The sequence below is a fragment of the Streptomyces sp. NPDC001732 genome (assembly GCF_053596315.1).
The window spans coordinates 109,103-123,715 of sequence record NZ_JBSFFY010000008.1; the positions used below are offsets into that span (position 1 = coordinate 109,103).

General features: G+C 70.8%; 11 protein-coding genes. 7 read left to right on the forward strand and 4 right to left on the reverse strand.

Annotated features, from left to right (window positions below; genetic code table 11):
* Positions 1–14: 14 nt before the first annotated feature.
* Complete coding sequence (gene tkt, locus ACWCXX_RS11525) at positions 15–2,102, reverse strand: transketolase (protein ID WP_451126119.1); 2,088 nt, start codon at positions 2,100–2,102, stop codon at positions 15–17.
* A 287-nt stretch (positions 2,103–2,389) separates the two neighbouring features.
* Here tkt and ACWCXX_RS11530 point away from each other — a divergent pair, with 287 nt between their 5' ends.
* Together ACWCXX_RS11530 and ACWCXX_RS11535 are read left to right on the forward strand one after the other, a co-directional pair.
* The gene (locus tag ACWCXX_RS11530) at positions 2,390–3,343 is read left to right on the forward strand and encodes a heme o synthase (RefSeq protein ID WP_451126120.1); all 954 of its coding nucleotides are present in this window, start codon (positions 2,390–2,392) and stop codon (positions 3,341–3,343) included.
* Between the two features lie 120 nt (positions 3,344–3,463).
* Positions 3,464–3,820 (forward strand): hypothetical protein, encoded by a 357-nt coding sequence (locus tag ACWCXX_RS11535; protein ID WP_451126121.1) that lies wholly within the window; start codon positions 3,464–3,466, stop codon positions 3,818–3,820.
* A gap of 79 nt (positions 3,821–3,899) precedes the next feature.
* On the opposite strand, the gene ACWCXX_RS11540 is transcribed toward ACWCXX_RS11535, so the two are convergent.
* From ACWCXX_RS11540 to ACWCXX_RS11550, 3 genes are all read right to left on the reverse strand, one after another.
* Positions 3,900–4,913, reverse strand: coding sequence for a COX15/CtaA family protein (locus tag ACWCXX_RS11540; protein ID WP_451126122.1), 1,014 nt, complete (start codon positions 4,911–4,913; stop codon positions 3,900–3,902).
* 212 nt (positions 4,914–5,125) lie between these two features.
* The gene (locus ACWCXX_RS11545) at positions 5,126–5,893 is read right to left on the reverse strand and encodes an ABC transporter permease (protein ID WP_451126123.1); all 768 of its coding nucleotides are present in this window, start codon (positions 5,891–5,893) and stop codon (positions 5,126–5,128) included.
* A complete protein-coding gene (locus tag ACWCXX_RS11550) occupies positions 5,890–6,813 on the reverse strand; it encodes an ABC transporter ATP-binding protein (RefSeq protein ID WP_451126124.1) in 924 nt (307 codons plus the stop codon). The genes ACWCXX_RS11545 and ACWCXX_RS11550 overlap by 4 nt, the downstream gene beginning before the upstream one ends.
* Before the next feature lie 260 nt (positions 6,814–7,073).
* On the opposite strand from ACWCXX_RS11550, the gene ACWCXX_RS11555 reads away from it, so the two are divergent.
* The 5 genes from ACWCXX_RS11555 (at position 7,074) to ACWCXX_RS11575 (ending at position 14,608) form a co-directional block, all read left to right on the forward strand.
* Positions 7,074–10,691 (forward strand): S8 family serine peptidase, encoded by a 3,618-nt coding sequence (locus ACWCXX_RS11555; RefSeq protein WP_451126125.1) that lies wholly within the window; start codon positions 7,074–7,076, stop codon positions 10,689–10,691.
* 201 nt (positions 10,692–10,892) lie between these two features.
* Complete coding sequence (locus tag ACWCXX_RS11560; RefSeq protein WP_451126126.1) at positions 10,893–11,633, forward strand: helix-turn-helix transcriptional regulator; 741 nt, start codon at positions 10,893–10,895, stop codon at positions 11,631–11,633.
* Positions 11,630–13,051 carry a Fe-S cluster assembly protein SufB gene (gene sufB, locus ACWCXX_RS11565; RefSeq protein WP_451126127.1) on the forward strand — a complete coding sequence of 474 codons (1,422 nt, stop codon included), beginning with the start codon at positions 11,630–11,632 and terminating at the stop codon, positions 13,049–13,051. The genes ACWCXX_RS11560 and sufB overlap by 4 nt, the downstream gene beginning before the upstream one ends.
* A gap of 58 nt (positions 13,052–13,109) precedes the next feature.
* Positions 13,110–14,291 carry a Fe-S cluster assembly protein SufD gene (gene sufD / locus ACWCXX_RS11570; protein WP_451126128.1) on the forward strand — a complete coding sequence of 394 codons (1,182 nt, stop codon included), beginning with the start codon at positions 13,110–13,112 and terminating at the stop codon, positions 14,289–14,291.
* The gene (locus tag ACWCXX_RS11575; RefSeq protein WP_148834126.1) at positions 14,291–14,608 is read left to right on the forward strand and encodes a bifunctional 3-phenylpropionate/cinnamic acid dioxygenase ferredoxin subunit; all 318 of its coding nucleotides are present in this window, start codon (positions 14,291–14,293) and stop codon (positions 14,606–14,608) included. Before sufD ends, ACWCXX_RS11575 begins: the two co-directional genes overlap by 1 nt.
* The last annotated feature ends 5 nt before the right edge of the window (positions 14,609–14,613 follow it).

Here is a 14,613-nt window from a genome sequence, read left to right on the forward strand (position 1 = left end):
GTCGTATAACGGCGTCAGCGCGTGGCGGCGGCGAGGGATTCCCGCGCGGCGGCGGCGACGTGCTCGCCGGTGAAGCCGAACTCGCGGAAGAGGACCTTGGCGTCGGCCGAGGCACCGAAGTGCTCCAGCGACACGATCCGGCCGGCGTCACCGACGTACCGGTACCAGGTCAGACCGATGCCGGCCTCCACGGCGACGCGCGCCTTCACCGACGGCGGCAGCACGCTGTCCTTGTACGCCTGGTCCTGCTCCTCGAACCACTCGACCGACGGCATCGAGACCACCCGGGTCGGGATGCCGGCCGCCTGGAGCTCCTCGCGCGCCTCCACGGCGAGGTGCACCTCGGAACCCGTACCGATCAGCAGCACCCGGGGATCGCCGCCTTCGGCCTCGCGGAGCACGTAGCCGCCCCGGGCCGCGTCCTCGTTCGCCTCGTACGTCGGCACGCCCTGACGGGTCAGCGCCAGACCGTGCGGGGTGCCCTTGCCGAACTCCTTGGTGTACCGGCGCAGGATCTCGCGCCAGGCGACGGAGGTCTCGTTGGCGTCGGCAGGGCGGACGATGTTCAGGCCCGGGATGGCGCGCAGCGCGGCCAGGTGCTCCACCGGCTGGTGGGTCGGGCCGTCCTCGCCCAGGCCGATCGAGTCGTGCGTCCACACGTACGTCACCGGCAGGTGCATCAGCGCGGACAGGCGCACGGCGTTGCGCATGTAGTCGGAGAACACCAGGAAGGTGCCGCCGTAGATGCGGGTGTTGCCGTGCAGCGCGATGCCGTTCATGGCCGCGGCCATGGCGTGCTCACGGATGCCGAAGTGGATCGTGCGGCCGTACGGGTCGGCTTCCGGCAGCGGGTTGCCCGCCGGGAGGAACGACGACGACTTGTCGATCGTGGTGTTGTTCGAGCCCGCCAGGTCGGCGGAGCCGCCCCACAGTTCGGGGACGATCTCGCCGAGCGCCTGGAGCACCTTGCCGGAAGCCGCGCGGGTGGCGACGGCCTTGCCCGGCTCGAAGACCGGAAGCCGGTCCTCCCAGCCCGCGGGCAGCTCGCCGGCGGAGATCCGGTCGAACTCGGCGGCGCGCTCCGGGTTGGCGGTGCGCCACGCGGCGAAGCCCTTCTCCCACTCGGCCCTGGCCTCGCGGCCGCGGTCCAGCGCCTCACGGGTGTGGGCGAGAACCTCGTCGGCGACCTCGAAGGTCTTCTCCGGGTCGAAGCCGAGGACCCGCTTCGTCGCGGCGACCTCCTCGTCGCCGAGGGCCGAGCCGTGCGAGGCCTCGGTGTTCTGGGCGTTCGGCGCCGGCCAGGCGATGATCGAGCGGGCCGCGATGAACGACGGGCGTTCGGTCTCGGCCCTGGCGGCCTGCAGCGCCGCGTACAGACCCGCCGGGTCCAGGTCGCCGTTGGGCAGCTGGTCCACGCGCTGGACGTGCCAGCCGTACGCCTCGTACCGCTTCAGGGTGTCCTCGGAGACCGCGGTCTCCGTGTCGCCCTCGATGGAGATGTGGTTGTCGTCCCACAGCAGCACCAGGTTGCCGAGCTTCTGGTGCCCGGCCAGCGAGGACGCCTCCGCGGAGATGCCCTCCTGGAGGCAGCCGTCACCGGCGACGACCCAGACCATGTGGTCGAAGGGGGAGGTGCCGGGGGCGGCGTCCGGGTCGAACAGGCCGCGCTCGTAGCGGGAGGCCATCGCCATGCCCACGGCGTTGGCGACACCCTGGCCCAGCGGCCCGGTGGTCGTCTCGACGCCGGTGGTGTGGCCGTACTCCGGGTGGCCGGGGGTCTTCGAGCCCCAGGTGCGGAAGGCCTTCAGGTCGTCGAGCTCCAGGCCGTACCCGGCCAGGTAGAGCTGGATGTAGAGGGTCAGGCTGGTGTGGCCCGCCGAGAGCACGAACCGGTCCCGGCCGACCCAGTCCGCGTCGGCGGGGTCGTGCCGCATCACCTTCTGGAAGAGGGTGTACGCGGCGGGAGCGAGGCTCATCGCCGTACCGGGGTGGCCGTTTCCGACCTTCTGTACGGCGTCCGCGGCGAGGACGCGGACGGTGTCCACGGCCCGCTGGTCCAATTCGGTCCACTGGAGGTCTGTGGTGGTCGGCTTGGTGCTCACCCTGGGTCAGGGCTCCTCTCCACTGTCGAAAGCCGGTGACTGGTGACCGCACCGGGCGCTGTCGAGCCTACCCTTGACGGAACACGCAATTTCCGAGTGCTTTCAAGGGTGCGGGCGACCTGCGCAGTTCGCCTCCCGGCGAAGCCGCTCCTTCTTTCGAAGAGCCACCCCAACACGAGCGCACCCCCGCGAAGAACGGCCTGTACCCAACGTCTACAGTGGTCTGGTTCGCGCAAGTCTTTACCGGGCCTTCACGCCCGGAGCTTGCTGGGATTTCTCTGTCAGGGGTGTGCGTGACGGCCGTCGAGTCCCGACCCGCAGGGGTCGCCTTGACTCCGAGCCCGAAGGGCCATCGCCCGTTCGGGGCCCGTGTCAAGGCATTCGTGGCGCTGACCAAGCCTCGGATCATCGAGCTGTTGCTGATCACCACGGTCCCGGTGATGTTCCTCGCGGCTCAGGGCGTGCCCGACCTGTGGCTCGTTCTCGCCACCACCGTCGGCGGATATCTCTCCGCGGGCGGTGCCAACGCGCTGAACATGTACATCGACCGCGACATCGACGCGCTGATGGACCGTACGGCGCAGCGTCCTCTGGTCACCGGCATGGTGAGCCCGCGCGAGTGCCTGGTCTTCGGGATCTCCCTCGCGGTGATCTCGACGGTCTGGTTCGGCCTGCTGGTGAACTGGCTCTCGGCCGCGCTGTCGCTCGGTGCACTGCTGTTCTACGTCGTCGTCTACACGATGCTGCTCAAGCGCCGGACCTCGCAGAACATCGTCTGGGGCGGCATCGCGGGCTGCCTGCCCGTCCTCATCGGCTGGTCGGCGGTGACCAACTCGATGTCCTGGGCCGCGGTCATCCTGTTCGCCGTCATCTTCTTCTGGACGCCGCCGCACTACTGGCCGCTCTCCATGAAGGTCAAGGACGACTACGCCCGGGTCGGCGTCCCGATGCTCCCGGTCATCGCGTCCAACAAGGTGGTGGCCCGCCAGATCGTCGTCTACAGCTGGGTGATGGTGGCCGTCTCGCTGCTGCTCACCCCTCTGGGCTACACCGGCTGGTTCTACACGGCGGTGGCGCTGCTGACCGGCGGCTTCTGGCTCTGGGAGGCGCACGGCCTGCAGAACCGGGCCAAGGCCGGGGTGACCGGGGCCAAGCTCAAGGAGATGCGACTGTTCCACTGGTCGATCACCTATGTGTCGCTGCTCTTCGTCGCCGTGGCGATCGACCCCTTCCTGAGGTAGTCCGCCCCCTCCCCGAGGCGGTCCGCCCCCTCGAAACTCCTGCCGACGGGCGGGGTACGTGGCCCATGCCACGTACCCCGCCCGTCGCCGGTTGTTCTACCCGTCGGTAGCATCCTGGGCATGGCAGAGACGGCAGAGACCCAGGTTGAGAGCGGCAAGCAGGCGGCCCGCGCGGAGCGCAGGGCGGCGAAGCTCGCCAAGCAGATCGGCGCCTTCTCCAAGGCGCACGGCGGCGCGGAGGGACAGCTCGCCTACATCGGGCAGCGCGGCGCCTGCATCGTGCTCGTGGGCGAGGACGGCGGCTGGGGCGACCTGGTGGCCCCCTCGTACGCGGTCGCCGAGAGCGCCACGCGCAAGGCCGGGATCACGATGCACGAGGACTTCGACGGCGAGTTCGCCGCGAAGGTCCGCACCGGCCCGTACGAGTGGACGCGGATGGCCGGTATCCAGGTGGGCGGCCCCTCCGAAAAGGCCTGACCGAAAAGGCCTCCGTACGCCGATCGCCGGACGGACCCGCACTCGGGTCCGTCCGGCGATCGGCGTACGGAGGAGGAGCTCAGCCGGCCGTGGCGGGCTCCGGCCGCTCGACGGCGGGGCCGGGCACCGCGGCCCCGGCCGCCGGCCGCTCGCGCAGCGACAGCAGCATCCGCACCACCGCGATCCACACCAGGCACGAACCGAGCATGTGCAGACCGACCAGGAGCTCCGGGGTGTCCAGGAAGTACTGGACGTAACCGATCACGCCCTGGGCCATCAGCACCAGGAAGAGGTCACGGGCGCGGTGCAGCGGGCCGACCGGCGCGTCCACGGCCTTGAGCACGAACCAGAGCGCGACGGTCAGCGCCACCACGACCCAGGCCAGATCGGCGTGCAGCTGCGAGACCAGCTTCCAGTCGACCGGGATGCGGTGCACGTCGCTGGAGTCGCCCGCGTGCCGTCCGGCGCCCGTGACCACCGTGCCGACCGCGATCAGCAGCCCCGAGGCGCCCGCGAGCAGCCAGGCCAGCTGGGAGACCGCCTTGCCGACCAGCGGCCGGGGCGCCCCGTCGCCCTCGCCGACCCGCTGCCAGGTCACCATCGCGACGGCCAGCAGCGCCGTGGAGAGCAGGAAGTGCGCCGCGACGGTGTACGGGTTGAGGCCGACCAGCACCACGATCCCGCCGAGCACGGCGTTGCCCATGACGACCCAGAACTGCGTCCAGCCGAGCCGGGTGAGGCCGTGCCGCCAGGGCTTCGCGGACCGGGCGGCGACGATCGCCCACCCGACGGCCGCGCACAGCACGTACGTCAGCATCCGGTTGCCGAACTCGATGGCGCCGTGGAAGCCCATCTCGCTCGTGGCCGTGAGGCTCTCGTCGGTGCACTTGGGCCAGGTGGGGCAGCCGAGACCGGAACCGGTCAGTCGCACCGCGCCGCCGGTCACGACGATGAGCACGGACATGACGACGGCCGACATGGCCGCACGGCGGACCGTGCGGGGGGTCGGGGTCCATCGCTCGGCGATGAAGGAGAGCGGGTTCCGCGCGGCTTGAGCGACTTCGGCTCGGGTCAGCTTGGGCACGCGCACCATCGTAGGCGGCGGCTTGTGCAAGCTTTCACGAGGGGGACGAGTCGCGCGAATCCTCGACGGAGCGCGTCCGTCCGCTCACCCGCGGCGGACGGAAGGAGCCGCGCCGGGCGGCCGGGCCCGCTTGCCCGGGACGGCCGGGCCCGCCGGGGCGGGAGGACCGCCCTGCCGGACGCTTCCGTCCCTGGCGGGGCGGTGCGCGGCGCCGGACCCGCTCACTCCCAGCGGAAGAACCGCGCCGCGGCGCCCAGCCCGAGCACCGCCCACACCAGCAGGATGCCGAGGTCGCCCCACGGCATCGACGCGCCGTACTGGAGCACGTCGCGCAGACCGTCCGACAGGGCCGCGATCGGCAGCAGCCCCAGCACCGACTGCACCGCGTCCGGGAACTTGTCCAGGGGCACGACGACCCCGCCGCCGACCAGCAGCAGCAGGAAGACCAGGTTGGCCGCGGCGAGCGTCGCCTCGGCCCTGAGCGTGCCGGCCATCAGCAGCCCGAGCCCGGAGAAGGCCGCCGTGCCGAGCACGAGCAGCAGCAGGACGGCGAACGGGTTGCCGTGCGGCGACCAGCCCAGCGCGAACGCGATCGCCGTCAGCAGCACCACCTGGAGCACCTCGGTGACCAGCACCGCGAGGGTCTTGGCGGTCATCAGCGCCCAGCGCGGCAGCGGCGAGGCGCCGAGCCGCTTGAGCACCCCGTAGCGCCGCTCGAAACCGGTGGCGATGGCCTGGCCCGTGAAGGCCGTGGACATGACGGCGAGCGCCAGGACGCCGGGCGCCAGGAAGTCCACGGACCTGCCCGTGCCGGTGTCCACGATGTCGACCGCGCTGAACAGCACCAGCAGCAGTGTCGGGATGACCACGGTCAGCAGCAGCTGCTCGCCGTTGCGCAGCAGCATCCGCGTCTCCAGGGCGGCCTGCGCGGTGATCATGCGGGACAGCGGGGCGGCGCCCGGCCGCGGGGTGTACGTACCGGCGCTCATGCGCGCAGCTCCTTGCCGGTCAGTTCCAGGAAGACGTCCTCCAGGGTGTGCCGCTCCACGGAGATGCCGGACGGCATCACCCCGTGCTGCGCGCACCAGGAGGTGACGGTGGCCAGCAGTTCCGGGCCGACGTCGCCGGTGATGCGGTACGTGCCCGGGGTGATCTCGGCCGTCCCGGCACCGTCGGGCAGTGCCTTCAGCAGGGAGCCGAGGTCGAGGCCGGGGCGGCCGGTGAAGCGCAGGGTGTTCTCGGCGCCGCTCCGGCACAGCTCCTCGGGGCTGCCCTGGGCGACCACCCGGCCCGCGTCGATGACGGCGACGTCGTCGGCGAGTTCCTCGGCCTCGTCCATGAAGTGCGTAGTGAGGACGGTCGAGACACCGTCGGCGCGCAGCTCGCGCACCAGGTCCCAGGTGGAGCGGCGGGCCTGCGGGTCGAGGCCGGCGGTCGGCTCGTCCAGGAAGACCAGCTCGGGCCGTCCGACCACGGCCATCGCCAGGGCGAGCCGCTGCTGCTGGCCGCCGGAGAGCCGCCGGTAGGTCGTACGGCCGCAGCTGCCGAGGCCGAGGCGCTCGATCAGCGCGTCGACGTCCAGGGGGTGGGCGTGCAGCTTCGCCATGTGGCGGAGCATCTCGTCGGCGCGGGCGCCGGAGTAGACGCCGCCGGACTGGAGCATCACGCCGATCCGGGGGCGCAGCCGCGCGGCGTCGGCGACCGGGTCGAGGCCGAGCACCCGCACCGTCCCGGCGTCCGGGCGGCGGTAGCCCTCGCAGGTCTCGACGGTGGTGGTCTTGCCCGCCCCGTTCGGGCCGAGGACGGCGGTGACGCCGGGGTGCGCGGTCAGGTCGAGACCGTCGACCGCGGTCTTGTCTCCGTACCGCTTCACCAGACGTTCGATCCGGAGGACGGGCTCGCTTCGCATGGTGGCCAAGTCTAAGGAGGGACGCGGGGGAGACCGGCCGCGGGGGCCGGTCGCGTTGCGGTACGAAGCGGACACGGGGGCACCGTCCACGGAAGCATTCCCCAGGCGCACTTGTCGCAGGCATGTCATGTCTGCATCATCTTCAGTGGCTCAGGCCGCAACTGCACCCCCCGCAGCACAACCAGCACCGCGCACCTTTCGCACCAAGGGCAGCAGCGGAATGGGCGTCCGGTACGAACCCGCTTCACCAAGGAGAGTTCGTGGCTAGACGCACACACCACAACCACCGAGGCACAGGACGAAGAGCGACCCTCGCCGCCCTGACCGCCTTGATCACCGCCGTCCCCCTGGGGCTCGGGACCCTTCCGGCCCGGGCGAACGACGCCACCCCCGCACCCGGCCGCGCCTTCGCCGCCAAGAGCGATGCGAAGCTGGCCCGCCAGTTCGCCGCCAAGGAGGGCAGGGCCGCCGAGGACGGCGGGGCGAAGGTCACCTTCTGGGTGAACCTGACCGGCACGGCCGACAACTCCGGGGCCCACAAGGCCGAGGGCAAGAAGGCCAAGGCCCGCGCCGTGTACGACACCATGACCGCCTACGCCGGAAAGGCGCAGGCCGGCCTGCTCGACCAGGTGGCGAAGGAGGGCGGCAGGGCCACGTCCTTCTGGATCGCCAACACCGTCAAGGTCACCGGCACCAAGGCGCTCGCCGACAAGATCGCCGCCCGCGCGGACGTCGTCTCCCTGGAGTCCGACGAACCGCTGACGCTCCCCGACCCGCTGCCCGGCGACGCCGAGCCGAAGGCGGACGCGGTCGAGTGGAACATCGGCCGCATCAACGCCCCCAAGGTCTGGAACGAGCTGGGCGTCCGCGGCGACGGCGTCGTCGTCGCCTCCATCGACAGCGGCGTCCAGTACGACCACCCGGCCGTCAAGGGCAAGTACCGGGGCCTGAAGGCGGACGGCTCGTACACCCACGACTACAACTGGTTCGATCCGGCGAAGGTCTGCGCGGGCGGGCTCCCGTGCGACAACAACGGCCACGGCACCCACACCATGGGCACCATGGTCGGCGACGACGGCGCCGGCAACCAGGTCGGCGTCGCCCCCGGCGCGAAGTGGATCGCGGCCAAGGGCTGCGAGTCCAATTCCTGCTCCCGCGATTCGCTGCTCGCCTCCGGCCAGTGGATCGTCGCCCCCACGGACGCGAACGGCGCCAACCCGCGCCCCGACCTCGCGCCCGACGTGGTGAACAACTCCTGGGGCTCGACCGTCTACGACGCCTGGTACCGCGCGATCGTCCAGTCGTGGCGCGACGCCGGCATCTTCCCGGCCTTCTCCAACGGCAACAGCGGCTCGGCCTGCAACACCTCCGGCTCCCCGGGCATGTACACGAACTCGTACTCCTCGGGCGCCTTCGACATCAACAACGCCATCGCCTCCTTCTCCTCGCGCGGCACCGGCGAGAACGGCGCGATCAAGCCGAACCTGGCGGCCCCCGGCGTCAACGTCCGCTCCTCTTGGACCGGCGGCGGCTACAACACCATCTCCGGTACGTCGATGGCCTCGCCGCACACCGCCGGCACCGTCGCCCTGATGTGGTCGGCCTCGCCCGCGGTCCGCGGCGACGTCGCCGAGACGGAGAAGCTGCTCGACCAGAGCGCGATCGACGTCAACGACACCACCTGCGGCGGCACCGCGGCCAAGAACAACGTCTTCGGCGAGGGCCGTCTCGACGCCTACGCCGCGGTCGGCGCCGCCCCGCGCGGCGCGCTCGGAGCCCTGTCCGGCACCGTCACCTCCGGCGGCACCGCGCTCGCGGACGCCCGGATCGCCCTGACCGGCCCGATGAAGACCGTGGTCTCCACCGGCGCCGACGGCTCCTACGCCCTGCCGAAGCTGATGGTCGGCGACTACACGGCCGAGGTGACCAAGTTCGGCTACGTCACCGCCACCGGCACCGTCACGGTCCTGGAGGACCAGGCGGTCACCAAGGACTTCGCCGTCCAGGAGGCCCCGTCGGCCAGGCTCACCGGCAAGGTCACCACCGAGGCGGGCCCCGAGGCCGGCGCCACGCTGGTCGTCCAGGGCACCCCGGTGCGGGGCACCACGGCCGCCGACGGCTCGTACGGGTTCTCCCTGCCCGTCGGCGACTACAGCGTGGCCGTCACCCCGGTCAGCCGCTGCGCCACGGGCACCAGCACCGGCGTCGCGCTGAACGGCGACACCGTCAAGAACATCGAGCTGGCCCCCCGCACCGACACCTTCGGCACGGCCTGCCGCCTCACCGCCGACGGCGCCTTCCCGGCCGGTGACACCAAGCTCACCATGTCCAGCCAGACCACCGGCTCGGCCGCGGTGAACCTGCCCTTCCCGGTGGCGCTGTACGGCAAGACGTACCGCACCGCCACCGCCACCACCGAGGGCGTCCTCGCCTTCGGCACCAGCAGCACCTCGTCGGTCAACAGCACGCTGCCGACGACGACGACGCCGAACGGCGCCCTGTACCCGTTCTGGGACAACCTCCAGCTGGACGCCGGCTCCGGCGTCTACACCGGCACCACCGGCACCGCCCCGCACCGCCGCTTCGTCGTCGAGTGGCGTGACGTGCAGATCTACGCGAACACCGCCCAGCGCATCAGCTTCGCCGCGGTGATCGGCGAGGACGGCCAGGTGTCCTACCACTACAAGGACATCGACGCGGGCAGCTACGAGAACGGTTCGAGCGCCACCATCGGCCTGGAGAACGCCACCGGCACCGACGGCCTGCTCTACTCGTACAACGAGCCGGTCGTCAGTGACGGCATGAGCATCACCTTCCGCACCACCAGGAGCGCCGTCGTCGCCGGTACCGTCACCGACGGCAACGACGGCCAAGGCGTGGAAGGCGCCACGGTCACCGTCCGCAAGGACGGCACCGAGGTCGGCACCGCCACCACCGGCGCCGACGGCGGCTACCTCGTCCAGGTCCCGGCCACCGGCACGGCGGCGGCCTACGACGTCTCCTTCGACGCCGCGTACTACACGGCCGGGGCCACCAGCCGCAGCGCCAGGGCCACCGAGATCACCACCGCCGACGCGGCACTCGCCACCGGCCGGGTCACGGCCGACCGTACGGCGATCACCGAGATCGTCCCGGCCGACCAGAGCCGCGAGCGGACGGTCACGCTCGGCAACGAGGGCTCCGCGACGCCCTACACGGTCGAGGAGAAGAGCGGCGCGTCCTGGCTGAAGATCACCCCGGCCACCGGTGACCTCGCGGCGGGCGGCACCCGGAAGGTGGCGCTCACTGTCGACACCGCGGGCGCGACGCCGGGCTCGGTGCTCACCGGCACGCTCCGGATCGCCTCGAAGTCCGGCCGGACCCCGGTGCTCGAACTGCCGCTGAAGATCGTCGTGCCCGCCTACCAGGTGGCCGTCGACGCCGGCGCGGGCGCCGCCTCCACCGACACGCGCGGTGACGGCTGGCGGCCCGACCAGGAGTACAAGGCCGGCTCGTACGGCTACCTCGGCTCCACCGGCAAGGTCTCCACGACCAAGGCGATCACCGGCACCGCCGACCCGGAGCTGTACCGCAGTGCCCGCCAGGGCGTCTACGAGTACCGCTTCGACGGCCTGGCCGACGGCGTCTACCAGGTCGACCTCGGCTTTGCCGAGCTGGGCAACGCCAAGCCTGCTGACCGGGTGATGGATGTGATGGCCGAGGACGTGGAGAAGGTCTCCAACCTCGACCTCACGCTGGCGGCGGGCACCTTCGCCGCCCTCGACCGGACCTTCACGGTCGAGGTCGTCGACGGCCGGCTGAACCTCCGGTTCGTGGGCGTCTCCGGCAAGACGCTCGTCAACTCGGTCCGGGTGAGCCACCGCCCCGACCTCGGCTGACGAGGGGAAACGACCGAGGCGCCGGGCCCGCCCCCCGGGGGGCGGGCCCGGCGTCGTCGTATCCGGCCGGGGATCGGGCGGATACGGCCCGTCAATGATCGTTTCCGCAGGCCAGGTAAGCCTTACCTGAGTGATGCGTGCCATGGTTGCCGACCCGGGTGCGGGTTGTCACCGCCCGATTAATTACGCAACAATGGCGTTGTGAAATACGTCGGCGAGGCCCCCCAGGAGGAACTCGCGACCGGAGAGCGCTCCACGCGCAACCGGGTCGCGCGCTCCATCCTGGACCACGGCCCGTCCACCGTCGCCGAGCTGGCGAAGCGTCTCGGCCTCACCCAGGCAGCCGTCCGCCGCCACCTCGACGCCCTCGTCTCCGACGGCGTCGTCGAGGCCCGTGAGCAGCGGGTGTACGGGGCGCGGACCCGTGGCCGGCCCGCCAAGGCGTTCGCCCTCACCGACTGCGGACGGGACGCCTTCGACCAGTCCTACGACAAGCTCGCGGTGGACGCCCTGCGCTGGATCACGGAGACCGCGGGCGAGGATGCGGTCGCCGCTTTCGCCCGGTCCAGGATCGAGGCCCAGTCCGGCGCGTACCGCGCCGCGGTCGAGGCCGCGGACCCCGAGGCCCGCACCGAGGCACTGGCCAAGGCCCTCTCCGCCGACGGGTACGCTGCTACGGCGCGTAGCGCGCCCGGTCCGCAGCAGGGCGAGCAGCTGTGCCAGCACCACTGCCCGGTCGTCCATGTCGCCGAGCAGTACCCACAGCTGTGCGAGGCGGAGACGGAGTTCTTCTCCACCCTCCTCGGAACGCATGTGCAACGTCTGGCCACCATCGCCCACGGCGACGGGGTGTGCACGACATACATTCCGCGCAGCGGCCACGCAGCACCACAGACCACCAATTCAGCATCTGCAAGCACGGCCGGGAGGAACCCCGCATGACGCTCCCCACGGAGACTGCCCACCCTGAGCTCGAGGGTCTGGGTACGTACGAATTCGGCTGGGCCGACTCCGACGCGGCAGGCGCCGCAGCCAAGCGCGGGCTCTCCGAGGAGGTCGTCCGCGACATCTCGGCGAAGAAGGGCGAGCCCGAGTGGATGCTGAAGCTGCGCCTCAAGGGCCTGCGCCTCTTCGACAAGAAGCCCATGCCGAACTGGGGCTCGGACCTGTCGGGCATCGAGTTCGACAACATCAAGTACTTCGTGCGCTCCACGGAGAAGCAGGCGGAGTCCTGGGAGGACCTGCCCGAGGACATCAAGAACACCTACGACAAGCTGGGCATCCCCGAGGCGGAGAAGCAGCGCCTGGTCGCCGGTGTCGCCGCGCAGTACGAGTCCGAGGTCGTCTACCACCAGATCCGTGAGGACCTGGAGGAGCAGGGCGTCGTCTTCCTCGACACCGACACCGCGCTGAAGGAGCACCCGGAGCTCTTCAAGGAGTACTTCGGCACCGTCATCCCGGTCGGCGACAACAAGTTCGCCTCGCTGAACACGGCCGTGTGGTCCGGCGGCTCGTTCATCTACGTGCCCAAGGGTGTCCACGTCGACATCCCGCTGCAGGCCTACTTCCGCATCAACACGGAGAACATGGGCCAGTTCGAGCGGACGCTGATCATCGTCGACGAGGACGCCTACGTCCACTACGTCGAGGGCTGCACCGCCCCGATCTACTCCTCCGACTCGCTGCACTCCGCGGTCGTCGAGATCATCGTGAAGAAGGGCGGCCGCTGCCGCTACACGACGATCCAGAACTGGTCGAACAACGTCTACAACCTGGTCACCAAGCGCGCCGTGGCCTACGAGGGCGCGACCATGGAGTGGGTCGACGGCAACATCGGCTCCAAGGTCACCATGAAGTACCCGGCCGTCTACCTGATGGGCGAGCACGCCAAGGGCGAGACCCTGTCCATCGCCTTCGCGGGCGAGGGCCAGCACCAGGACGCCGGCGCCAAGATGGTCCACATGGCGCCCAACACCTCCTCCAACATCGTCTCCAAGTCGGTGGCGCGGGGCGGCGGCCGCACCTCCTACCGCGGTCTGATCGAGATCGGCGAGGGCGCACCGGGCGCGAAGTCCAACGTGCTCTGCGACGCGCTGCTGGTCGACACCATCTCGCGCTCGGACACCTACCCGTACGTCGACGTCCGCGAGGACGACGTGTCCATGGGGCACGAGGCGACCGTCTCCAAGGTCTCCGAGGACCAGCTCTTCTACCTGATGAGCCGCGGCCTGACGGAGTTCGAGGCGATGGCGATGATCGTGCGCGGCTTCGTCGAGCCGATCGCCAAGGAGCTGCCGATGGAGTACGCCCTGGAGCTCAACCGGCTGATCGAGCTGCAGATGGAGGGTTCGGTCGGCTGACCAGGCCCGACGACCGAATCCCCGACTTCTGACTGAGAAAGCGAGCACTACGACAGCCATGGCTGAGGCTCAGAACATTCCGACGGGTTCCACCACCGCCGGGTCCATCGCGGTGGCCGCCGAGTCGACCGTCGCCACGCGCATGAGCGCGCCCCCGTCCTTCGAGGTCGCGGACTTCCCGGTCCCGCACGGCCGCGAGGAGGAGTGGCGGTTCACGCCGCTGGAGCGGCTGCGCGGACTGCACGACGGCACGGCCGTCGCCACCGGCGGCGGTGTGAAGGTCGCGATCGAGGCCCCCGAGGGCGTCACGGTCGAGACCGTCGGCCGGGACGACGCCCGGCTCGGCAGGGCCGGCACTCCGGTGGACCGCGTCGCCGCCCAGGCGTACAGCTCCTTCGAGCAGGCGTCCGTCGTCACCGTCGCCAAGGAGGCCGTGCTCACCGAGCCGATCCGGATCGCGGTGCACGGCGAGGGCGGTGTGGCCTACGGCCACCAGGTCGTCGAGCTGGGAGCCTTCGCCGAGGCGGTCGTCGTCATCGACCACACCGGTGACGCGGTGCTCGCCGCCAACGTGGACTACGTCCTCGGCGACGGCGCCAAGCTCACCGTCGTCTCCGTGCAGGACTGGGACGAGACCGCGGTCCACGTCGGCCAGCACAACGCGCTGGTCGGGCGGGACGCCTCGTTCAAGTCGATCGTCGTCACCTTCGGCGGCGACCTCGTCCGGCTCCACCCGCGCGTCAACTACGCGGGCACCGGCGGCGAGGCCGAGCTCTTCGGGCTGTACTTCACCGACAAGGGCCAGCACCAGGAGCACCGCCTCCTGGTCGACCACAACACCCCGCACTGCAAGTCCAACGCCGCCTACAAGGGCGCGCTCCAGGGCGACGGCGCGCACGCGGTGTGGATCGGTGACGTCCTCATCCAGGCCGCGGCCGAGGGCACCGACACCTACGAGATGAACCGCAACCTCGTCCTCACGGACGGCGCGCGGGTCGACTCCGTGCCGAACCTGGAGATCGAGACCGGTGAGATCGTCGGCGCCGGCCACGCCTCCGCGACCGGCCGCTTCGACGACGAGCAGCTCTTCTACCTCATGTCCCGGGGCATCGGGGCCGAGGAGGCCCGCAGGCTCGTCGTGCGCGGCTTCTTCGCCGAGCTGGTCCAGCAGATCGGTCTGCCGGACGTCGAGGAGCGGCTGCTGGAGAAGATCGAGGCCGAGCTGAAGGCTTCCGTCTGATGGCCTTCGTGAAAGCGTGCGCGCTGAGCGAGCTGGAGGACGACACCCCGAAGCGGGTGGAGCTCGACGGCGTCCCGGTCTCCGTCGTCCGTACCGAGGGCGAGGTGTTCGCGATCAACGACATCTGCTCGCACGCGAACGTCTCGCTGTCCGAGGGCGAGGTCGAGGACTGCTCGATCGAGTGCTGGCTGCACGGCTCCAGCTTCGACCTCCGCACCGGCAAGCCGTCCGGTCTTCCCGCGACGCGCCCCGTCCCCGTATACCCCGTCAAGATCGAAGGGGACGATGTGCTCGTCTCCGTCACCCAGGAGTCCTGAGTCAC

Bases quoted from the DNA above. Each gene is read 5' to 3' on its own strand.
- ACWCXX_RS11535 (WP_451126121.1), top strand. From the start codon at position 3,464: ATGGCAGAGACGGCAGAGACCCAGGTTGAGAGCGGCAAGCAGGCGGCC.
- ACWCXX_RS11540 (WP_451126122.1), bottom strand. From the start codon at position 4,913: ATGGTGCGCGTGCCCAAGCTGACCCGAGCCGAAGTCGCTCAAGCCGCG.
- ACWCXX_RS11545 (WP_451126123.1), bottom strand. From the start codon at position 5,893: ATGAGCGCCGGTACGTACACCCCGCGGCCGGGCGCCGCCCCGCTGTCC.
- ACWCXX_RS11550 (WP_451126124.1), bottom strand. From the start codon at position 6,813: ATGCGAAGCGAGCCCGTCCTCCGGATCGAACGTCTGGTGAAGCGGTAC.
- sufB (WP_451126127.1), top strand. From the start codon at position 11,630: ATGACGCTCCCCACGGAGACTGCCCACCCTGAGCTCGAGGGTCTGGGT.
- sufD (WP_451126128.1), top strand. From the start codon at position 13,110: ATGGCTGAGGCTCAGAACATTCCGACGGGTTCCACCACCGCCGGGTCC.
- ACWCXX_RS11575 (WP_148834126.1), top strand. From the start codon at position 14,291: ATGGCCTTCGTGAAAGCGTGCGCGCTGAGCGAGCTGGAGGACGACACC.